Raw genomic sequence first — 21,327 nt, forward strand, 5'->3', positions numbered from 1 at the left:
AAAAACAGCCCATTTCCACATTGTCTTACCGCACCCTCATATCCCAACCATAGACAAGCCAGAAAACGAAGGTATCGTTTATTTTTTCTTAGGGCGAACGTACATGATCAAGCTGTGATCTTCGATGTCAAAGCCATATTCTTCCGCAATTTCGTGCTGACGCTTCTCAATCACAGGGTCAACAAACTCAATGACTTTGCCCGTTTCTAGGCAAATCATATGGTCGTGATGATCCCCTTTTGCCAATTCAAACACAGCCGTGCCCGCTTCAAAGTGATGGCGCATCACCAAACCTGCGGTTTCAAATTGTGTTAATACACGGTACACCGTGGCAAGGCCCACATCTTCACCATGATCAAGCAGGGTACGGTAAACATCATCTGCACTTAAATGATGCTCTCCTGCGTTCTCTAAAATTTGTAAAATTTTGACTCTAGGCAGGGTTACTTTGAGTCCAACTTTTTTTAGTTCTTGATTTTCACTGGTCATGAGGCATTCTCTATTCGATCTTGTTAATAATTACTTTATCATTAGCACACCCGAATTAGGATGTTATCAATGAAAAAATCAATTTTAGTTATATGCGCCTTATTTTCGCTCAGCGCATGCAGTTTATTTCCACCGCCATATAAAGTGCCAGTATCGCAAGGCAACATAGTCACAAAGGATCAGCTAACCCAACTCAAAGTTGGCATGACACAGTCCCAAGTGCTTTACTTGCTTGGTACACCATTACTTCGCGATACGTTCAAACCCGATATATGGCATTACTTGTACACTACAAAATACGCAACACCGGATACACCCAAAAGTGCTGCGCCTAAGCTAACGCTCATTTTTAAAGATGGCACGTTAACAAAGATTCAAAACGACTAACTGTTTTTCGCGGCTCGGTTGGCTCTAGCTTGTTTAGGGTCAACTTTGAGTTCGCGATAAATCTCCACACGTTCCCCTTCTTTTAGTGCCTGCTCATCGGCATTACGAACCGCTTTGCCAAAAATACCCAGCTTTGCGTTCTCAATATCCAAGTCAGGAAAGAAGCTCGTGATATTTGAACGACGCACCGCTTCTCTAACGGAACACCCCTCTTCAACGTCCAAAGCAATAATTTTTTGTTTCTCTGGCAGCGCGTACGCCACCTCAACATGAATTTTATTCACCGTAGACAACCTTCGCTCGCTTACTAAACGCATCCACCATGGTGTTGGCAATCTGACTGAAGACACCACCAAAGGCAAACTTAAGCATACCGCTCAATTCAAAATCGATACTCAAGGCAATTTTACAACTTGTGGGTGACAATTCTGTAAATGACCACACCCCATGTAACTTTTTGAACGGTCCTTTCACCAACCCCATCACGATTTCATTTGGCTCATGCAAACGATTTTTCGTCGTAAAAGACTGACGAACAGGCCCTTTGCCGACTTCCAACGAAGCGACGATTTCAGTCGGTGTTTTTGAAATCAGGGTCGAATTCATACACCCCGGCAAAAACTCCGGATAACCATTAATATCATTCACCAAATCAAACATTTGCTTGCAACTGTACTCAACATGCGCAAAGCGCTCTATACGACTCAAATCAGACTCCTATCCAACCCGCAAAAGTGACCAACACCAATACAGGAATACTGACGTACTTCAAGGTGTAGTACCACCATTGGAAACACATACTTTTCTTCGCCACCATTTCGTTCTGCAGAACCGAACGGGGCAAAAACCATGCGACTAACACTGACAATAACATTGCCCCCAAAGGCAGCAAAATATGGGAGGTCAGCTTATCGAGAATCTCGAAAAAATTTAAATGGAACAGTAGTTTGCTGTCCCAATGATTAAACGACAATAAAACTACAATGCCGATCAACCAAACAAAAAACCCCAACAAAAATGCCGCCTTCATACGAGCGATATAATACTTCTCATGCAACCAAGCGACGAATAATTCCAGCATGGAAATCGCTGAGGTTAAAGCCGCAATCGTCAACAGCAGGAAGAAAAAGCCTCCCACTTCGCGACCCGCAGGCAAACTGCCAAAAATGATCGGCAAAGACACAAAGGTCAAACTCGGCCCAGATTGCACATTAATATGAAAGGCAAATGCCAATGGAAAAATGATCAGCCCCGCCAACAGAGAGACCGCCAGATCAATCAGCGCCACCGTCGAACACGCACTGGCAATCGACATACGTTTACTCATGTACGCGCCATAAGCAAACATAGCCCCCATCCCCACACTTAAGCTAAACAGCGCCTGTCCAATCGCCGCCGTCACAACTTTTAGCGTCATATCTTGCCACGACCAGCGGAATAAGAACTGAGCCGCCTCCCACGCATTGCCTTTATACAAAGCAAAACCTGCCAACATGAGCAATACCACGATCAGCACAGGCAATAAAATACGCACTAAGGCCGCTAAGCCACGCGTCACCGACTGTCCTACGACGAGCACGACCAACAGCATAAACAAAGTATGCCACAACAACATTTCTCTAGGGGAGGACAAAAGCGAGTTATACATACTCTGAGCGCCTAATTCTGAAATCCCCACAAACTGCCCAGATACCGCACGCTCAATATACGCCATTGACCAACCCGCGATCACGCTGTAAAAGGTCAAAATAAGAAACCCCGTCACCCCCGCGAGCCAAGGTACGAATACCCAAGCAGAATGAATAAGACGACGCTCGCTTAAATCGTTTACCGTATCAATCGGATTAGAACGAACTGTGCGTCCTAAGGCCACCTCGGCCATTAAAATCGGCAAACCAACCAATAACAAACAGACGCAATACACGAACAAAAACGCCCCGCCGCCGTTTTCGCCTAGTAAATAAGGAAACCGCCAAATATTCCCCAAACCCACAGCAGATCCGCTTGCCGCAAAAATAAATATCCAAGGACTTGACCATATACCTTGTAAACATCGACTTTCAGGCATAAATTTACGCTCTTGCTACATCAAAGTAGCCTAGATGAATGGACGACAGAAGTTGGCAAAATCATCAAAAAGCCAAACCGTCATGGCTAGGGAACGTCTTTGACCTCTCCCTAGTGTTTATTAAGAGCGAATTTTCTTACATTAAGACGCATACCTCAAGAAAAGCATAGGTTTTTACGTCTATCGACCGTATAATTTCCGACTATGAGTAAAGCAAAGAAAAAATCAAACAGTTCAGGAACCATTGCGCTCAACAAACGAGCCAAGCACGACTACTTCGTAGACCAAAAATTCGAAGCGGGCCTCGCCCTTGCTGGCTGGGAAGTCAAAAGTCTTCGTGAAGGCAAAGCGCAACTGGTTGACTCCTATGTCATTATCCACCAAAACGAAGCCTGGCTTATTGGTGCGCGCATTACGCCATTACTTGCCGCCTCGACTCACGTGGTATGCGAACCCTTGCGTCAAAGGAAACTGCTCCTGAATCGCAACGAAATTGATCGTATTATCCAAGTGACCGAACAAAAAGGCAAAACCTGTGCGGCCATGGCGCTCTATTGGAAAGGCAATAAAATCAAATGCGAAGTGGCCCTTGTGACAGGTAAAAAAGACCACGACAAACGCGACACAGAACGTGATCGTGATTGGGCCCGTGATAAAGAGCGCTTAATGAAACACAGTGTCTAACCATAATGACGAATCGAATGAGGTGGAAATGCGTTATAAAGGCCACTTTAAATACGCAGATTCCCTCTCCCCCCTAGCCGTGGGGAACGGTTTCAGTTAGAATGGCGTCAACTTTAGGGGGTGACATGGTTTCGACGCCGGTTGCAAACCCTGAGGTGCATGTCGAGAGTGATACGTGATCTCGTAAATCCCCCGTATCAATTTAATAGTCGCAAACGACAAAAACTACGCTTTAGCAGCCTAAACCCCTGCTAGTGTGCTGCCCTCAGGTTGCTTGTAGCCCGAGATTCCGCAGTATCATAAACTACAAGATGCTAACCGATGCCCCGCCTAGGGATAAGGTTCTAAGATCAAGTAGGCTCGCCATAAACACCCTGTCCTTCGGGCGGTTTGTGGTCAAATAATAGAAGCGACTAAACATGTAGAGCCGATGGCAGAGGACTGGCGGACGGGGGTTCGATCCCCCCCACCTCCACCACTTAAGTGGTTGTGTTTAAAAGGGTTTGCACTTTTTAAATTCAACTGACACACAAACGACACACTGCTTGTGAGTCAATAAAAAAGCCACCTTCGGGTGGCTTTTTTATTGCTCTGAAAAATTTAAAGCTATCTTTTTTGAGGTGGTATCTTCTATCGCTCAGCAATCACCAACCGCTTGCTTTCTAAGGCGCTTACCGTCTCGTAAGAAGTAGCTGAGTATGTCGTCCCATAGTTTTATAATTCGCTTCAAAGCAAAAGCAGTTGGTTGATTCAGTTTAGAAGATAAGAATTTTTGGGATGGGAGGCTAAAACACCTTTTAGAAGGTGTTTCAGCTTTCGTCAGGCACGCTTTTAAGGTGTTGTTGGTACTGTGCGATGTTGAGTTTGACTTGTGTTTCCAACCAGGCTTTTTCGTCGTCATCAGCATTTATCATAAAGTCGCGAACCAATGTCATGATACGTTCAAAGCGTGGGTCACTGCCGTACTCGCCGTTCGGCTCGCGCACAGCGGAGTCATCAGCAGGTGCGAACATTTGCCCTTTTCCGCTGAGCAACCAATCAATCGAAACACCATATTTTGCGTGGATTTCACGCAGTAGTTTCGCACCTAATGGTTTTTTTTCATAAATACTGTTTGTGATCGTTCTTACTGTTACGCCTGTATCTTTTTGAATATCCTCAGGTTTTAAATTTAACTCGGCCAGAAGCAATTGAAACCGATAGATTTCACCTTCTTTTTTCTTTCCTATCCATTTTTTAGGTGTTAAAATTTGCTTTGTCATTGTTTGACCTCATTTGAAACCAAAGTATATCAGGAGAAAGAGGATGCAAGAACCAGCAACGAAACGAGTGCTACAAAAAAGACAAAATCGCGTCTCCGAACAGATCAGTTTTCGTCACAGTGAATCGGTGAAAACCAAGCTTATGGAGCTTTCGTTAGAAGAGAATCTTGGCATTGCAGAGATCGCTCGCCAGATCTTTAATGAGGGGTTAAAAGCCCGTTACGGCGTCATCGTACGCGGGAACCAGATAATCGAATAAAACCTCCCGACAGGATCGTCTAAAACATCGACTCAAACTGCCGAATACAATAAGGTTAGGGCCTGAATACACCTGTAATGATGAAGGACTCTAGAAGGCTAACAACCTTAATACAATGAAAGGACACAAAAATGGATACGTTAGGAATACAACGCCTCGCCGAGTACGCTCTTGGACTCACACCGGATCAGACTGATACTCTGATCGATAATGGCGAAGATTATGACACACCGCTCAAAGAACGCTTTGGTATCGACTTAGAAACCTTTGGCAAAGTCGCCAATGCCCTTATTTCACTTACTCCGATGATTGAAGAACCTGACTCTCACCGACTGATACACGCCTTTGTGACATTTCAAAATGGCTGTGGCACCATCATTACGAAACAGCCGATCAGTCCTATGCAGGCTCTTGACGAAGAAGTATCCTAGCAACCAACGCCAAACACTAGGGGATTGCGCTGCGCCTGGGCGTATCCATATAAATGAGAACAGAGTATGGCGCAGCGTCACGACCGATATGACCTCTTTGGGTGTTATACAATCACCATTATTTTGACAATAATCAGTCATCTACTTTCAATAATCAGTCATAACATTGTAAGAGGGTAACTATTACTCGGCTTTGTGGCTGAATTATGCTCTCATAAAACAGTGGCGAATCGAAATAACGACTTTATAGAGGATGTAAATGTGAGATTGTTTATCACTACGGTTTTGCTCAGTGTCTTGCTGGCAGGCTGCTCCACTTCTGAGCTCATGCAAGGTCATCATGTGAGCAATGTTGACCCCGACGTACGCATTGCCAAAACCGCTAAAATCAAAATTCAAGGAAGCCCAAAAGGCGATGAGTTGACCAATAAGCGCTATATTCCCAATGTAATCGCCTCTTTCAACGCACTGGGCTATAAAAACGTTTCTACGGACTACAAGCACCCCGATTATATTTTAACCATCAATTTCCACTCGTCTGAGAAGAAGAAGGATTTGTCTGTCCCCATTTTTAATGATGTCAACGATGGTTACTACACAACCTGTAGCAAACCCAAAGGGACCAATCAGGAAGTCAACTGCGTCAGGACAGAACGAACTGTCACCCGTGTGACGGGCTACCGAACAGTCACGGCAATGGTCAGCGTTTATACTTTTGATTTTAATATCAAAGACAACAAAGGCGCGCCTGTACTGGTCTCTAGTAGCTCACTAGAAAATGAAACCTGCTCGAAATGGAAGGTGTTTGCCTTTTTAGCCAAAGAGGCAGTGGCAAAAACCAGTTTTACCAATCCGATGGACCAGGGTTTTACGGTTAAAATGCCAGAAAACTACCAATGTAAGGCGGATGACAACTAAAAGTCCGGCCCGCTTTCATTCATCTAGAGCCAATGTTAATTTTATGCATTGGCTCTAAATCGCATTTTTCTATGCTTCTTTTGCACTTCCCTTCTAAATATAAGCCTTATTTATAGCTCATTGATTTAAATAAAGCTTGCCTTTTTTGTGCGTTTTTTAATCACATTGAGCAGTTAAGAACGCACTTTTTATAAAAAAACGGTATGACCCAACGCTGTCGTACGCTCGTAAACATCTATACTGTGTAATAGAACACGCGAAAAGCTGAGCTGTGGTTCCGTGTCAAACAGTGTCGATACATTGTTTCCAAATTCAATTGTTTTTTTGAAAAACACGAGGGGAAATCTATGATCAATCACGTTTGGGGTTTAATTCATCATCCAGAAAAAGAATGGCGAAGCATTAACAAAGAACATGAAAGTGTCAGCCATTTATATTTACACCATGTACTACTATTGGCAGCCATACCTGTGGTGAGCACGTTTATTGGTACCACTCAGTTTGGCTGGACGTTTGGTGGTAACGATACCATCAAGGTTTCTATGCTCAATGGTTTAAGTCTCGGTGTCCTGTTCTATTTTCTTATTTTAGCAGCGGTGGCCATTGTGGGCAGTCTTATTCATAGGATGGCGAAGCAGTATCCGAACCGACCTAGTCGCCATGAGTGCATTGTCTTTGCTGGCTACATTGCGACACCGCTATTTTTAAGCGGGATTTTCGCGGTTTATCCGATTATTTGGTTGTGTACCCTCGCCTGTGTGGTGGGCATTTGCTATACAGCGTACTTACTATACAAAGGGACTCCCAGCTTCTTGGGCATCAACCATGAAAATGGCTTTATTCTTTCCAGCACAACGTTAGGCGTTGGTATTTTGGTGTTAGAAGCTGTATTAGCGGGTATTGTACTCTTGTGGAGCATGGGCTCGGAGCACAGTGTGGTTTGGTATTTCTTTCAATAATGCGTCCGCTTTTCCATAACACCATGTAATGACATCACTAAATGATCACTCACTAAAAAGAAAAAGCGCTTTTCAGCTCCTCCTGAGAAGCGCTTTTTACTAGCTGTTCTTTTTTTCTATCCGCTCTTATCGCACGTCATTTCAACGTTACCAGCGTTATCCTCTTCTCGAGATTGGGAAGCGTTTACGTTATGTAACAGTCCTGCCGCTTTCTTTGATAGATAATAGTTCATAAGACATAGCCATCTATAGACATTAGCTGGCGGCGGCACATTAACAACAAGGTGATGGAAGAGCGTATTTTCTCGACTCTCAACACTTTATCGGTCATTAGCCATTTTTATATTGGACAGGCGTTTTAATCATGAATATGACCGATAACTAGCCGCCGTAGTTTGGCTTCGATATAGTACGACCATGCATTTTATAGAAACGAGAATCATTATGTTGCTTATGGATTACTCCCTTTACTACCGTCACGTTTATAAAGGTGTTGAACAGTGAAGTCTTTAATCTGGTTACCTTTTTTGCCTTTACTTGGCACCTTGATTCCACTTATTACGTCGCGACTTAGCCGTACCGCCTGTGCGTTTTTAACCGCCGTTTTGCCAGCCTTAACCTTGTTTTTGGTGCTGTCACATACCGAGGCAATTTTTCATGGGGAACGTTTTTTTGCGTCCATCCCTTGGGTGCCCGCCATTGGTTTACAACTGGCCTTCCGACTAGATGGTTTGGCTCTGTTGTTTTCCATTTTGATTTTAGGCATTGGTCTGCTGGTTATCCTGTACGCGCGTTACTATTTGTCGGCGAAGGATTCCATCGGCAAATTTTACGCCTACCTCATCCTCTTTATGTTTGCCATGCTAGGAGTGGTGCTATCGGATAATTTGATCCAGCTCTGGTTCTTTTGGGAATTAACCAGTATCAGCTCGTTCTTGCTGATCAGCTTTTGGGGAGACAAATCCGAGGCTCGTAAAGGGGCTCGCATGGCGTTGACGGTGACGGGAGCAGGCGGTTTGGCCTTACTGGCGGGGCTGATCTTGCTCGGTCATACAGTCGGTAGCTACAGCTTACAAACGGTATTAAACAGCGGCGATATGATTAAAGCCAGCTCGGCCTACCCCATTATTCTAGTTTTAGTGCTGTTAGGGGCCTTTACTAAATCGGCTCAGTTTCCTTTTCATTTTTGGCTACCAAATGCCATGGCGGCCCCTACGCCAGTCAGTGCTTACTTACACTCGGCCACCATGGTAAAAGCTGGTATTTTCTTGATGGCACGTTTTTATCCCGCGCTTGCCGATACCGATTTGTGGTTTATGTTGGTCAGTTTAACGGGCTTGGCGACCTTCTTAACAGGCGCCTACATCGCTTTATTTCAGCACGATTTAAAAGGCTTGCTGGCCTACTCTACCATCAGTCATTTAGGATTAATGACGCTTTTATTGGGCATGGGAACGGATTTAGCTGCCGTGGCGGCACTTTTCCATGTGATTAACCATGCCATTTTTAAAGCTTCTTTGTTTATGGCGGCGGGCATCATCGATCACGAATCTGGCTCACGTGATATGCGCCAACTCAATGGCTTGTGGAAGTTTATGCCTTATACGGCAACACTGGCCATGGTGGCATCGGCATCCATGGCTGGGGTTCCTTTGATGAATGGCTTTTTATCTAAGGAGATGTTTTTTACTGAGACCTTGCACCAAGCATCGTTAGGCTCTTTATCTTGGATGGTCCCTGTATTAGCCACGCTCGGCGGAATATTTTCTGTCGCTTACTCCATGCGCTTTATTCACGATGTCTTTTTTAACGGCGATCCCATTAATTTGCCTAAAACGCCCCATGAACCCCCTCGTTATATGAGAGTGCCAGTGGAGATTTTGGTTGCCTTGTGTTTACTCGTGGGGATTTTCCCAAGTGTGATGGTTGGAAACTTGCTCTATGCTGCGGCGTCTGCGACGCTCAATGGCTCTGTCCCCAGTTACAGTTTAGCAATTTGGCATGGTGTCAATTTCCCTTTACTCATGAGTATTATCGCGATGTGCGGTGGGTTGATTGTTTATGCAAATCGCCAGCACCTTTTCAAATTCCAAGCACAGTTCCCTACTAGCGACCCTAAACTGGTGTTTGAAAGCGTTATCCAGTCTATTAACCAACGGGCGAGTCAGTTTATTGCGCTCACTGAAAATGGCTCATTACAGCGTTACGCGTTTTTGACCTTGTTATTAGCCGTAGTGATGACCACCATTCCGCTGATGAGGTTGAATGCAACGGCAGGACTGCGTCCTGAGATTCCCGTCGATGCGTTATCCATTACAGCTGCGGTTCTATTGTGTTTATCTGGTTTAGCAACGGTTATTTGGCATCGACGTCGCTTGCTCTCTCTATTGACCTTATCGGTAGTGGGATTGATCGTGTCATTGGCTTTTGCAAAATTCTCAGCCCCCGATTTGGCATTGACTCAGTTGTCTGTAGAAGTTGTCACCGTGATTTTGCTGATCTTAGCACTGTTTTTCTTACCGCAAAAAACGCCCAAAGAGTCTTCTCCACGCCGTGTGGTTCGTGATTTAAGCCTGGCAGCTTTTGTCGGCGGCACTGTCGGCACCATTTGTTATGCCTTGATGACGCGTCCGCTGGACACCATTTCGACCTTTTTTACCGAAAACAGTAAAACTGGCGGCGGTGGCACGAACGTGGTGAACGTCATCTTAGTGGACTTCCGTGGCTTTGATACCTTGGGAGAAATTACGGTACTGGGCATTGCGGCACTGGGTATTTATAAACTCATCGCCAGAATGCGACTTTATATGCCATCAGGAGATTATCAAGGCCGCCCCTGGGCGGAAGACAAGCACCCCATACTGTTGGCGGTCATTTCTCAAAGCTTGCTGCCATTGGCCTTGTTGGTCTCCGCTTACATTTTCTTGCGGGGTCACAATTTACCAGGCGGCGGCTTTATCGCTGGCCTGATCACATCGGTGGCCATTATTCAACAATATGTAGCCCACGGTGTGGAGTGGGTAAAAACACGCATCAAGCTGGATTATCAGATCATGATCGGCAGTGGCATTGCCATTGCCACCCTCAGTGGCTTAGGTAGCTGGTTGTTTAATCGGCCTTTCCTCACCACGTGGTTTGATTATTTCTCCTTACCACTCATTGGTAAGTTCGAACTGGCCAGCGCCATGATATTTGACCTTGGTGTGTACCTCACCGTAGTGGGAGCCACCATGCTGATCTTGGCAAATTTAGGTAAGTTGACCACTAGCGAGCGCCCTACTCAACAGGAGCATGAATAATTATGGAAGGTATTTACGCATTTTCCGTTGGCCTACTCACCGCCTGTGGTGTGTTTTTGACGTTACGAGGCCGCAGTTTCTCTGTGGTCGTAGGCTTAACCTTATTGTCTTATGCCGTGAACTTATTTCTGTTCGCCAGTGGCCGCTTAAAGCTTAATGCCGCTGCGGTCTTAGGACGCTCTGAACAGTACAGTGACCCATTACCTCAAGCCTTGGTTCTGACGGCTATCGTCATTGGCTTTGCCATGACAGCTTTTGTGGTTATTTTGGCCATGCGTGCCCGAGCAGACTTGGGCAATGACCATGTTGACGGCCAAGTACCTAAACCAAAAACTCCGATCCTACAAAAGGGTAATACCTCTCATAAAACCGGAGGCGGTCAATAAATGCAGCATTTGAGCATTTTTCCTATTCTGATTCCTTTACTGTGTGGCGCCTTGATGCTGCTACCGCCCTTTTCGAAGACCCTTCAGCGACAGCAGATTCTATCTGTCATTGGCACCTTCGCCTTGCTGATATCGTCGGCCTTTTTACTGCATCAAGTGATGATGAAAGGCATACATTTATACGCACTGGGCGATTGGCGCCCACCGTTTGGTATCGCGTTAGTGGCAGACCCTGTCTCGACATTACTAGTGACCTTGGCATCTTTTCTAGGCTTTGCGGTCATGCTGTACGCGTTGAATGACCATGACAAAGGAGGCGCGTACTTCCATCCTCTGTTTATGTTTCAGTTGATGGGCATTAACGGCGCCTTTTTGACAGGAGATATCTTTAACCTTTTTGTCTTTTTCGAAGTTTTATTGATTGCCTCCTATGCACTGTTGATTCATGGCGGTGGCAAACCCAGAACTCAATCGGCATTGCACTATGTGATTCTCAATTTGGTTGGCTCCAGCTTATTCCTATTTGGCTTAGGAATTATTTATGGCACCTTGGGCACGCTGAATATGGCGGACCTTGCGGTCAAAGTCGGCACCCTACAAGGTGAAAACGCTACGCTGGCGAAAACCGGTGCGGCGCTTTTATTGGTCGTCTTTGGGCTAAAAGCCGCTATGCTACCGATGCATTTTTGGCTACCTCGTACCTATGCCAGTGCCAGCGCGCCCGTTGCGGCCCTGTTTGCGATTATGACGAAAGTCGGCATTTATAGTATTTTTCGCGTGTATGTGGTGATCTTTGGCGACCACGCAGGCGAGTTGGCGAACATCGCCACACCTTGGTTATGGCCTCTGGCGCTTTTGACCATCACCATCGGCACCATTGGGGTAATCGCCAGCCCTGGGCTGAAAACCCTAACTGCCAACTTAGTGATCGTTTCCAGCGGCAGTTTATTGGTGTGTGCGGCCATTCATTCTGCAGCAGCCACCTCTGCGGCTCTGTATTATCTGGTTCACAGTACCATTTCCTCTTCAGCCCTCTTCTTACTGGCAGATGTCATCGCGCGTCAACGTGGTCAAGCGGAAGATCGTTTTGTACGCTCACGTCCATTTATGCAGCCCAAAATGATTGGTTTTGCCTTTGCATTTTGTGCTTTGGCTATGATCGGTATGCCGCCACTCTCCGGTTTCATTGGAAAAATCATGATTCTACAATCCGCCCATACGACAGCAGAATCTGCTTGGGTATGGCCATTGATTCTGGTCAGCAGTTTAGCGGCCTTAGTGGCATTTTCTCGCGCTGCTACAACCATGTTTTGGCGCCACAATGGCAACACCAGTAGCGATGTGAATACAGCAAAGCCCCTAGAGATTATTGCCATTGGCTTATTGTTAATCACTTTGCCGCTGATGGTTGTGTTTGGTGGCGACATCACGGATTACACGCAAAACGCCGCGAGCTATTTACACGATTTTAACGCCTCGGCTTATGATTTATTACCAGGAGCGACGCCATGAGAGTCTTTCCTATGCCCTTTCACAGTCTGCTACTGTTTGTGGTGTGGCTGCTCTTAAATAATTCTGTCAGTGCTGGCCATATTGTGCTCGCTGCGTTTTTTGCCATCGCCATTCCGTTGTTCGTCAATGGCATGCGCGATGAACATCCTAAGATCCTCAAACCTTGGCGCGCATTGCGCTACGTTTTCATGGTGATGTACGATATTTTGGTAGCAAACGTCGAGGTTGCTTGGCTGGTTATTCGTCCTATCAAACATTTAGAGCCTGGTTTTGTCGCGGTTCCTATCAATATTCGCTCTGATCTAGGCATCACCATTTTAGCCAGTACGGTTTCCCTGACACCGGGCACGGTGAGCGCCGAAATATCTAAAGACAAGCAATGGTTATATGTTCACGCTCTACATTTAGAGGGAGAAGCCGACTTGATCCATTTGATTAAAACTCGCTACGAAGCCCCTCTTAAGGAGATTTTCGGATGCTAAATTGGACACTGTTTATTGTCGCTGTCTTCATTTGTATCGCTTTATTTTTGAACCTATGGCGTCTGTTTAAAGGGCCAACCATTTCTGATCGGATTTTGGCGTTAGATACCATGTACATCAACACCATTGCACTGATTTTAATGTATGGCATCTACGTGGGTACTAGTTTGTATTTTGAAGCCGCCTTATTAATCGCCATGCTCGGGTTTGTCAGTACCGCCGCTTTGTGTAAGTACTTACTTCGTGGCGACATCATAGAATAGGATTGATTATGCCGTTATATCTCGAAATCATTATTTGTGTTTTGCTGCTGATTGGTGGTGTGTTTTTGTTGCTTGGCTCCTATGGCTTAGCACGACTACCCGATATTTTTACTCGCTTACACAGCCCGACGAAAGCCAGCACGCTTGGTATTACAGGGGTTTTACTGTCTTCTATGGTCTTTCACAGCTATCAAAATGGCAGCCTTTCGGTCAACGAACTCCTCATTACTCTGTTCTTATTGATTACCGCACCGGTCGCAGCTTATATGATTGCCAAAACCGCCATTCATCATGAGACACCACCGTTAGATAAAACGAAAAATGCCCATTTGGTTAGCAAAATACGTGATCGACAAGCCCCAAAAGAGAGCGATGAAGCCTAGCGGGGATTGAAGCCAACGACTTGATCGCACTATTCTAAGACCCAAAAAAAACCACGCTGTCACTGACACCGTGGTTTTTTATTTGAGGGCACTTGCTATACCACTATACTGTTATACCACCAGTACGGCTTCTCGATATAAAGAGAGCCCTAATTAAGCGACAACATATTGGTTTTACTGATGCGATGACGGTAAATTTCACGCAGATATTTAATCGCATTTTTCACGTTTTTCATGTCCAAGCGAATATCATTGATGGAAACAAAACGCTCGCTATCTTCGATCAACTCACGGTATTTTTTCTCATACATAGGCTTGATAGCGTACCAGTTGGTATCGAGAATTTTCGCGGGGTTTTCGTATTCAAGGAAGTATTTTTCCACCTCTTCTTCATTGAACACATCACTCTGGATAAATCCGATGATGGCCTTATCAATCTCATCGTTATAGCGATACTCATCACGAGCAAAACAACGCTTCATGTATGACACCATCAAGGTTAAAAAGTCATCACTCAAACACGGACTTTTGGCAATTAAGGTGGTTAATGACAAATTCGCCGACGCCCCAATCACTAAGGCATAACGTTTCAAGGTCGTATTGGGGAACAAGCGGTTTAACTGCACTTTTAAACGGTTCATCGCCGTGAAAGATAATTTAAAGTCTCTTGGTACTGAAATAATCGACACAATGGACGAACAATTTTTAAAGAAGTGTAGATTGTTTAATTTACTGGAATCATACTGGCTTTTACGGAAATCCTGAATGCAGTTACGGTAGCGGTCAGACTCCACAGGCAGCACACTGATGCCCTCAATCGCCGAGGTATCATCGTTAAAGTGCGGGAGTTCAATGGAGCGACAAAACAGGTCATCAATGTCCACTTCGCTCATGGGGCCTTTCTTTCTGACCACACTCTCAGCATAAGCAACGGCCACAGGACCGGCTAAACTCATAAACAGGTCATTGGCATCCAAACGGATGGTTTCGGCGATGTCGATGCCAGCACGACGGAAGTAGTCCTCATCGTAATCTGTGGTAACAGCTTGGGCGGTTAGGATGTTAAAGATTTGTTGCGAAATATATTGGTTGGCGTATTTCTCCATGGTATTCACGTCAATATCTTCCACATCGTTGCCGTCTTCTTCCTCGGCATAGCGCATAATATCGTTCGATATCAGCATCATAGAGTTCCAAGGACGAATACGTTGCATGACGTTTTCGGGATCTTCGTCGTTATCTCGTTCTTCGTTATAGGAAAAATCCCATTCCTCTGAGACATATTTCGTCAACAAACGCCCAGCGTTAATATGTAATGCTTCAGAAATATCAATGTCCTTACCGGAGATATTCGGCAAAATACAAATACCTGAGGTAAAAATCGGCTCAAATACAAAGCTATGGCGTTTATCCACCGCTTTGTTTAATTCTGCTCGATAATCAAAAGTTTTACTTAAATAGGAAAACTGCTGCGCCAAACCGAACTCAGACGCCATCCCCGATCCGGTTCCGCCACCTGCACTGAAGATATAAAAATACAAACGGGATTGATTCGCTTTGATGCCACAAGAGTCCACTAGATAAGAATGCATGTGACGCCAACTATCGTTGCGGAAGCTGGATGTATCTTTGTTAAGAATGATCTTGGCGAGATATTGCCCCAAAATGGGCGCATTACCCGCACCACCAGCGTGCACTTCGGACAAATCCATAATCTGCAATTTGCGGTAGGCTTCCAGGAATTGCGCTCGTCCTGTCTGACTAGAAAAACGAATACGGCCTTCGATGTCTTTATCCAAGTCGCCTAGCATGACAATAGGCTCAATCAAAAAAAGTGGTGTTGAACTGGATTTTTTATCGATGGAAAACTTCTTACGAATCCAGTTGAGCGACTTGAGATCACTCTCTTGCGTTTGTTTTTCATGATATTCCACTTCGTGAAGGTAGCTGGTTCTTGCATTGTAAACTAAAGTAGCAACCTCCAAAGCAATATTAGAACCACAGCGTCCAAGACCAACAAGACATACCGAAGGGAAATTCTGTTCTACATTTAACTCTTCATCCGGTATGACAGGGTGGATTTGTTGGCGCACAACATCTAGGTTTTCAAGGATTTTTTCTAAATTAGGCTCGGTAAAAAAGAAATGTTCTATGGGTAGATTATCGCGGTTCATAAAATTTCCCTATTAAGATCACTGTATTCTGTAATCTTAGTTCATTATAATTTTTTTATCTTGAATAATGAGTGCAAGCACCGCTTACTCAGTGGTCGTTTTTACTCACTTGTCATTGTTTAGGACAATAGCACTATTTAAATACAAAGTAAGCAATGAGTAAAAATAGATATTTTCTCAATTTGTAACAAAAGGTAAAAAGCCTTACGACGCCGACAACCCCCTAAGCAAAATCGTAATATCTTCCTTTAAAGCGGGTCGGTAAAAGTAATACCCTTGGTAAACCTGACAACCCATTTTTTTCAATAGCTGAACCTGCAGCTCGGTTTCCACCCCCTCAGCTACACAGGACAAACCTAAATTACTCGCCAGATGAAGGATGGTTTCACAGATGGTTTTATCTTCTCCATGCTGCTCACACTCTTCCACGAACACTTGATCAATCTTCAACACATCCAAAGGCAGCCGTTTCAGATAACTCAAAGAGGAATAACCAGTTCCAAAATCGTCTACCGAGATTTTAATGTTGAGTGCTTTCAGCTCGGCCATTACTTTGATGCAACTTTCAATATCGTTCAGCAACACCCCTTCGGTGATTTCAATTTCCAATAAATGCCCATCCACTTGATAACATGCCAACTGCTTAGAAATATAGCCAACAAAGCCTTCACTAAGCAGGTGACGCCCAGAAATATTGACTGAGACAGGGACTAAACCTAATTTCAGCGTTCGCCACTCGGCTAATTGCTTTAGCACATTTTCAATCACCCATTCGCCGATTTTAATAATAAGCACCGAGTCTTCAGCAATGGGAATAAAATCAGAGGGAGAAATATTGCCAGATGATGGATGACGCCAACGAATCAAGGCTTCTAGCCCAACAATATCGGGGGTATTTAGAACGACTTTAGGTTGATAGACCAAGTAGAATTGGTCCATAGAAAGCGCTTCATGCATTTCTCTTTCTAGTCTAAATTTATTGGTCACCACCTTGGCCATTTCCGGCACAAACGTTTGCGCATTATCCCGCCCATTTTCCTTTGCCCAGTACATGGCAATGTCGGCTTGCTGAATCAACTTATCCGCGTCCATAGTTAACTCATCAGACAAAGTAATGCCGATGCTGGTCGGAATATTAAACAGTTGACCCTTTAGCATGAAAGGCTCACGCATCGCCTGAAGTATTTGCTGGGCGCGCTGAAGCGTAGCGTCTTCTGTAACCTTTTCTGTCATCATCAGAATAAATTCATCCCCTCCCCAACGAGCAATGATATCGGATTCATCACACACTAAGGTGAGCCGTCCTGCCACTTCACAAAGCAACTCATCACCGGCTTTATGCCCTAGGGTGTCATTAATGTTTTTGAATTTATCCAGATCTAAAAAGAGCAAGGCCACACGAGTATGATGCTTTGCAGCAAACGATAAGGCGGATACCAGCCGCTCCATTAAATAAGTTCGATTATGCAAACTGGTTAATGGGTCGCTGTAAGCTAAAAAACGCAGCCTTTCTTGTAACTTATGCTGACGCGTCACATCACGAATATGCAAAGTGAACTCTTCCTGACGCATGGACGACTCGGTTTTTGTTTTGGTAATGGTGATTTCAGCAGGAAAATGATTATGAAGATCACGCTGTAAACGAAACGAGTTACGTCGGTTTAATACCAAACCACCTGATGAGGAAAACCCCATTTTTAAACTTTCTAAAATAGCAGGACGGTCTTCTTCCAGAACAAAGGTATTGATAAAGCTGGTGCCCATTACTTGTTTTTTAAGGCAGCCAAATGTGCGTTCAGCGGCAGGGTTAAACTCAATTACATCGCCTTGATGATCAATCGTCACAATACAATCCATAGAGGAGTTAAGAATCGCCGTTTTACGCATTTCACTTTCTTGAAAGCGCCATAATGCTTCGTCCCGCTGGGCGATTTCCTGATTTACTCGATCAATAACTTGGTTGTACTTACGAGCAATTTGCCCTACCTCGGTAAAAGGCTCCTCAGGAACGGAGGATGAGAAATCGGCATTATTTTGTTGATACTGCATCGAGGTCAGAAGATCAAACAGTTCTGTTGTCGCTCTATGCTCTGCAACGTTCAAACCGTCTTCTTCATCTTGTTTACTAACCCTTAGAGGCATGACTTTATTCAGCCATACCATACACACATAGGAGACGACAAAGCTGTATAAACCAATGACAACAATACCTAATGCTTGTACCCCAAGCTGTTGATAAAACCCTAAGCCTGTATGTAGTTTTTCGGGATCACCAAAGAAAGCCACACTTAAAGTTCCCCAAATGCCCGCAAATAAGTGAGCGGGCACCACATCAAGGGCATCATCTAAACGCCACTTTTCCATTAATAAACTGCCGAAGTAGACTACCACACCAGAGCCAATACCAATGATCGAAGCCGACAGCGGCGTCACCACATGACAGGATGCAGTAATCCCTACCAAACCAGCAATGGTGCCATTAAGAATAAAGCCCACCTCAAAATAGCCATCCCGTAGATAATTTATCAGCGAAGCCGTTAACGCCCCCCAAACGGCCGACAAAAATGTATTCAAAATAATAATGGGGACATCATTGTTTAGTGCTAAGGTGCTTCCCCCATTAAAGCCAATCCAACCAAACCAGATCAACAGCACTCCTAATGCGGAAAGCGGTAAATTATTACCGGGAGGCAAGTGAGTACCTTGCTCGAATCGTCCCCTTCTTGGGCCAATGATCATAATCGCGGCTAAGGCAATCCAGCCGCCGACGGAATGGACGACAGTGGATCCTGCAAAGTCCACAAACCCCATTGCTTGCAGCCAGCCTTTTTGCCCCGTCGGGTTAAAGGCTCCTGACCAAGCCCAATGCCCTGTCACAGGGTAAATAAAAGCCATCAAAATCGCTGTGACCGCTAAATACCCCACGAAGCTCATGCGCTCTGCTACCGCACCAGAAGTTAGGGTAGCGGCGGTTCCACAAAACATAAGTTGGAAAAGAAAAAAACTGACTTGCCAAGGAGTGCTATGGTTTCCAAACACAAATTCGCTGGTACCAATGATCCCAAATGCAGAATGACCAAACATGAGGCCGAAGCCAAAAAGCCAGAAAATAATGGCTGAAATAATAAAGTCTGAAATATTCTTCGCGGCCACATTAATACTGTTTTTGCTGCGAATACGACCACTCTCTAGACACAAAAACCCTGCTTGCATCGTAAAAACCAACGCAGCAGTGATAAGAAGCCAAGCAAATTCGGGCATAAGACATTCCTATTACAACTAGGATAAGCAAAAGAAAAAAGTACAACATAACTCAATGACTTTGAAAGCGTATTCAATACTCACGCCAACTTTATCTTTTTGGTTTACAAAACAAGATAAAAAAGGCTTTTACGCCATTCACATCAATGGCCTTTAGAATGCGAAAATAAATAGGAATAGATACGTATTGAAAAACCTGAATAGTTGTTTTTCGACAAAAACTGAACAATAATTAAACAAACTAACATTTGGGAGCTTCTTATGAGCGTCTCCTCAGTGTCTTACAATGACTGGTCAAAAATATTACCCACAACGCCAACCTCTGCAACGTTGGCAAATGACTCGTCTGGGCAAAATCTCGCCCAGTCACGAGAAAGTCTCCAGTTATCGACAAAAGCACAACTAATCAATCAGCAGTTACAAGCGAAACCAGACAAAGACAAAGAAGAGCCAAAAACCGAGTCCATCCAAGTGACATCCAGTATTGGCAAATCGGCAACCGCTACCGGGCTGACCCGCAATGAAGCGATTGCCGTGTATCGCTCCATTGAGTCCATTCTTTAACGCTCGTTCATCGGGTTAGCTGAAAGTCAGAGTGTAGTTAACGGCGGACAAGTAATCGGCCTCACTCTGCAGGTTCGCTAAAGTGAGAGGTCGGCCATCCAACCAGCCGGGAAGAAAATCCGCATGCAAATGTTTATCGTCAGCTTTTAAGGTAAAAATAGGCATGTCGCCTTCTTTGCGATCATTATGCAGTAAGATCGCTAAGCGCAATAAGATAGACAAACGATCCAAATCCTGTTGATCGCTTTTCGTGAATCGAAAATCAAGAGATTGGGTGAATTTACGGCGATGACGTAAAATCAAGTTCGCCAAGGCTTGCTGTTCTTGTTGAGAAAAGCCAGGCATATCAGACTCGCTGATGATATAGGCACCATGCTTATGATAACGGCTATGGGAAATGCCTAATCCGACTTCATGCAACAACCCCGCCCAACGCAGCAAGTCCTCACTGGAGATACTGTTCAACCCCCAATCATCCTTGACTTGGGCCAAGGCCGATAAGGCAGTGTGGGTGACTAATTTCGCTTGCTCAGTATCTATATGATATTGGCTCAACATATAGTTCACAGTACGTTCACGAATATCCGATTCCGCGTAACGTCCCATGATGTCATAGAGTACCCCTTCCCTTAATGCCCCTGTAGAGAAGTCCATCAGCTTAATATCAAAACATTCAAACACCGCTGTGAGAATGGCCATCCCTGCAGCAAAAGTGGTTTTTCGTTCTGGCTTTAAGCCTGGAAGGTCAATTTTGTCGGCATGACCAGCACTAAAGAGCGCTTTTTGAATTTGCTTAAGACATTTAGGGGTGATGCCTTTTTTACTCCAGTTATTTTCTTTGACGATATTAAAAACCGCTTTTATCGTACCTGAGGAACCAATGGCCACATCCCACTTTTCCTCTAGGTAATCATCTTGGATGCTTAACAACTCTAGTCGCGCGGCGGTAACCGCTTTTTGAAAATTTGATTTGGTGATGGTGCCGTCGGGGAAAAATCGCTGTCGAAAGCTAACGCAGCCCATGTGCAAACTTTCGGTGAGAAAGGGCTCTAATTGATGACCGATAATAAACTCAGTGCTCCCTCCGCCAATATCCACCACTAAGCGTTTCAAATCCCCATGATCCATGGTTTTTGACACGCCGACGTAAATCAAACGGGCTTCTTCTCGGCCCGCAATGATTTCAACGGGATGGCTCATGATATCCATCGCCTTACCAATGAAATCGTAGCGATTTTTTGCAACACGTAACGCATTGGTGCCCACAACCCGAACAGAGCCTGGCGGCATTCCCTCTATCACTTGAGCAAATTGGGACAAACAGTCCAGACCTCGTTGCTGTGACTCGTCATCCAATATGTCATTGTTTAAACCGGCGGCTAACTGTACTTTTTCACCAAATTCACCCGTAATTCGCAACTGTCCGTGCGTAACCTGAGCGATAACCATGTGAAAACTGTTTGAACCTAAATCAATGGCGGCAATTTTTTCAAACGGAAAATCATGTGACTGTTGCAAAAAGAGGGACTGCATCCGATAGCCTTTT

21 protein-coding genes and 1 other RNA gene are annotated in these 21,327 nt (G+C 44.8%); 14 read left to right on the forward strand and 8 right to left on the reverse strand.

Going from position 1 to position 21,327, the window contains the following annotated elements; all coding sequences use genetic code 11:
• Nucleotides 1-78: 78 nt before the first annotated feature.
• On the reverse strand, nt 79-489 hold the full coding sequence (fur, locus tag AC0VYI_RS22235) for a ferric iron uptake transcriptional regulator (RefSeq protein WP_199478446.1): 411 nt from the start codon (nt 487-489) through the stop codon (nt 79-81).
• A 69-nt stretch (nt 490-558) separates the two neighbouring features.
• On the opposite strand from fur, the gene AC0VYI_RS22240 reads away from it, so the two are divergent.
• Nucleotides 559-876, forward strand: coding sequence for an outer membrane protein assembly factor BamE (locus AC0VYI_RS22240; protein ID WP_475445677.1), 318 nt, complete (start codon nt 559-561; stop codon nt 874-876).
• Here AC0VYI_RS22240 and AC0VYI_RS22245 read toward each other — a convergent pair.
• The 3 genes from AC0VYI_RS22245 to AC0VYI_RS22255 are packed head-to-tail and all read right to left on the reverse strand — an operon-like array spanning nt 873 to nt 2,944.
• Nucleotides 873-1,193 (reverse strand): RnfH family protein, encoded by a 321-nt coding sequence (locus tag AC0VYI_RS22245; RefSeq protein ID WP_199478442.1) that lies wholly within the window; start codon nt 1,191-1,193, stop codon nt 873-875. The genes AC0VYI_RS22240 and AC0VYI_RS22245 overlap by 4 nt on opposite strands.
• Nucleotides 1,153-1,584, reverse strand: coding sequence for a type II toxin-antitoxin system RatA family toxin (locus tag AC0VYI_RS22250; RefSeq protein WP_199478441.1), 432 nt, complete (start codon nt 1,582-1,584; stop codon nt 1,153-1,155). The genes AC0VYI_RS22245 and AC0VYI_RS22250 overlap by 41 nt, the downstream gene beginning before the upstream one ends.
• A 1-nt stretch (nt 1,585) precedes the next feature.
• The gene (locus AC0VYI_RS22255; RefSeq protein WP_475445680.1) at nt 1,586-2,944 is read right to left on the reverse strand and encodes a sodium-dependent transporter; all 1,359 of its coding nucleotides are present in this window, start codon (nt 2,942-2,944) and stop codon (nt 1,586-1,588) included.
• 204 nt (nt 2,945-3,148) lie between these two features.
• Between AC0VYI_RS22255 and smpB the strand changes: the two genes are divergently transcribed.
• Both smpB and ssrA read left to right on the forward strand, forming a co-directional pair.
• On the forward strand, nt 3,149-3,628 hold the full coding sequence (gene smpB / locus AC0VYI_RS22260; RefSeq protein ID WP_067020978.1) for an SsrA-binding protein SmpB: 480 nt from the start codon (nt 3,149-3,151) through the stop codon (nt 3,626-3,628).
• A gap of 116 nt (nt 3,629-3,744) precedes the next feature.
• Nucleotides 3,745-4,106, forward strand: a transfer-messenger RNA (tmRNA) gene (ssrA, locus tag AC0VYI_RS22265).
• Between the two features lie 331 nt (nt 4,107-4,437).
• On the opposite strand, the gene AC0VYI_RS22270 is transcribed toward ssrA, so the two are convergent.
• Complete coding sequence (locus tag AC0VYI_RS22270) at nt 4,438-4,890, reverse strand: helix-turn-helix domain-containing protein (RefSeq protein WP_199478439.1); 453 nt, start codon at nt 4,888-4,890, stop codon at nt 4,438-4,440.
• Between the two features lie 43 nt (nt 4,891-4,933).
• Here AC0VYI_RS22270 and AC0VYI_RS22275 point away from each other — a divergent pair, with 43 nt between their 5' ends.
• The 10 genes from AC0VYI_RS22275 to AC0VYI_RS22320 all read left to right on the forward strand — a co-directional run bounded on the left by AC0VYI_RS22275 (nt 4,934) and on the right by AC0VYI_RS22320 (nt 13,782).
• On the forward strand, nt 4,934-5,149 hold the full coding sequence (locus tag AC0VYI_RS22275) for a hypothetical protein (RefSeq protein WP_199478438.1): 216 nt from the start codon (nt 4,934-4,936) through the stop codon (nt 5,147-5,149).
• Nucleotides 5,150-5,280: 131 nt separating this feature from the next.
• Nucleotides 5,281-5,580 (forward strand): hypothetical protein, encoded by a 300-nt coding sequence (locus AC0VYI_RS22280; protein ID WP_475445682.1) that lies wholly within the window; start codon nt 5,281-5,283, stop codon nt 5,578-5,580.
• Between the two features lie 261 nt (nt 5,581-5,841).
• The gene (locus AC0VYI_RS22285) at nt 5,842-6,498 is read left to right on the forward strand and encodes a hypothetical protein (RefSeq protein ID WP_199478436.1); all 657 of its coding nucleotides are present in this window, start codon (nt 5,842-5,844) and stop codon (nt 6,496-6,498) included.
• A gap of 347 nt (nt 6,499-6,845) precedes the next feature.
• Complete coding sequence (locus AC0VYI_RS22290) at nt 6,846-7,457, forward strand: Yip1 family protein (protein WP_475445684.1); 612 nt, start codon at nt 6,846-6,848, stop codon at nt 7,455-7,457.
• A 500-nt stretch (nt 7,458-7,957) separates the two neighbouring features.
• Nucleotides 7,958-10,756: a monovalent cation/H+ antiporter subunit A gene (locus AC0VYI_RS22295; protein ID WP_475445685.1), complete on the forward strand. Its 2,799-nt coding sequence runs from the start codon at nt 7,958-7,960 to the stop codon at nt 10,754-10,756.
• A 2-nt stretch (nt 10,757-10,758) separates the two neighbouring features.
• Nucleotides 10,759-11,142 (forward strand): Na+/H+ antiporter subunit C, encoded by a 384-nt coding sequence (locus AC0VYI_RS22300; RefSeq protein WP_199478432.1) that lies wholly within the window; start codon nt 10,759-10,761, stop codon nt 11,140-11,142.
• Nucleotides 11,143-12,654 carry a monovalent cation/H+ antiporter subunit D gene (locus AC0VYI_RS22305; protein WP_475445687.1) on the forward strand — a complete coding sequence of 504 codons (1,512 nt, stop codon included), beginning with the start codon at nt 11,143-11,145 and terminating at the stop codon, nt 12,652-12,654.
• On the forward strand, nt 12,651-13,136 hold the full coding sequence (locus tag AC0VYI_RS22310) for a Na+/H+ antiporter subunit E (RefSeq protein WP_199478428.1): 486 nt from the start codon (nt 12,651-12,653) through the stop codon (nt 13,134-13,136). The genes AC0VYI_RS22305 and AC0VYI_RS22310 overlap by 4 nt, the downstream gene beginning before the upstream one ends.
• Nucleotides 13,130-13,399 carry a K+/H+ antiporter subunit F gene (locus AC0VYI_RS22315; RefSeq protein ID WP_067020951.1) on the forward strand — a complete coding sequence of 90 codons (270 nt, stop codon included), beginning with the start codon at nt 13,130-13,132 and terminating at the stop codon, nt 13,397-13,399. The genes AC0VYI_RS22310 and AC0VYI_RS22315 overlap by 7 nt, the downstream gene beginning before the upstream one ends.
• A gap of 8 nt (nt 13,400-13,407) precedes the next feature.
• A complete protein-coding gene (locus AC0VYI_RS22320; protein WP_199478426.1) occupies nt 13,408-13,782 on the forward strand; it encodes a Na+/H+ antiporter subunit G in 375 nt (124 codons plus the stop codon).
• A gap of 149 nt (nt 13,783-13,931) precedes the next feature.
• Here AC0VYI_RS22320 and AC0VYI_RS22325 read toward each other — a convergent pair whose 3' ends face one another.
• On the reverse strand, nt 13,932-15,956 hold the full coding sequence (locus AC0VYI_RS22325) for a hypothetical protein (RefSeq protein WP_475445688.1): 2,025 nt from the start codon (nt 15,954-15,956) through the stop codon (nt 13,932-13,934).
• Between the two features lie 204 nt (nt 15,957-16,160).
• The gene (gene amt, locus AC0VYI_RS22330; protein ID WP_475445690.1) at nt 16,161-19,217 is read right to left on the reverse strand and encodes an ammonium transporter; all 3,057 of its coding nucleotides are present in this window, start codon (nt 19,215-19,217) and stop codon (nt 16,161-16,163) included.
• 261 nt (nt 19,218-19,478) lie between these two features.
• Here amt and AC0VYI_RS22335 point away from each other — a divergent pair, with 261 nt between their 5' ends.
• Complete coding sequence (locus tag AC0VYI_RS22335; protein ID WP_475445692.1) at nt 19,479-19,781, forward strand: hypothetical protein; 303 nt, start codon at nt 19,479-19,481, stop codon at nt 19,779-19,781.
• A gap of 15 nt (nt 19,782-19,796) precedes the next feature.
• Here the strand turns inward: AC0VYI_RS22335 and AC0VYI_RS22340 are convergent, their stop codons facing one another.
• Nucleotides 19,797-21,314 (reverse strand): Ppx/GppA phosphatase family protein, encoded by a 1,518-nt coding sequence (locus AC0VYI_RS22340; RefSeq protein ID WP_199478419.1) that lies wholly within the window; start codon nt 21,312-21,314, stop codon nt 19,797-19,799.
• Nucleotides 21,315-21,327 lie beyond the last annotated feature (13 nt).

This window comes from Marinomonas sp. 63XJN7_9_ISO-PGPR-S23-217 (assembly GCF_056173515.1).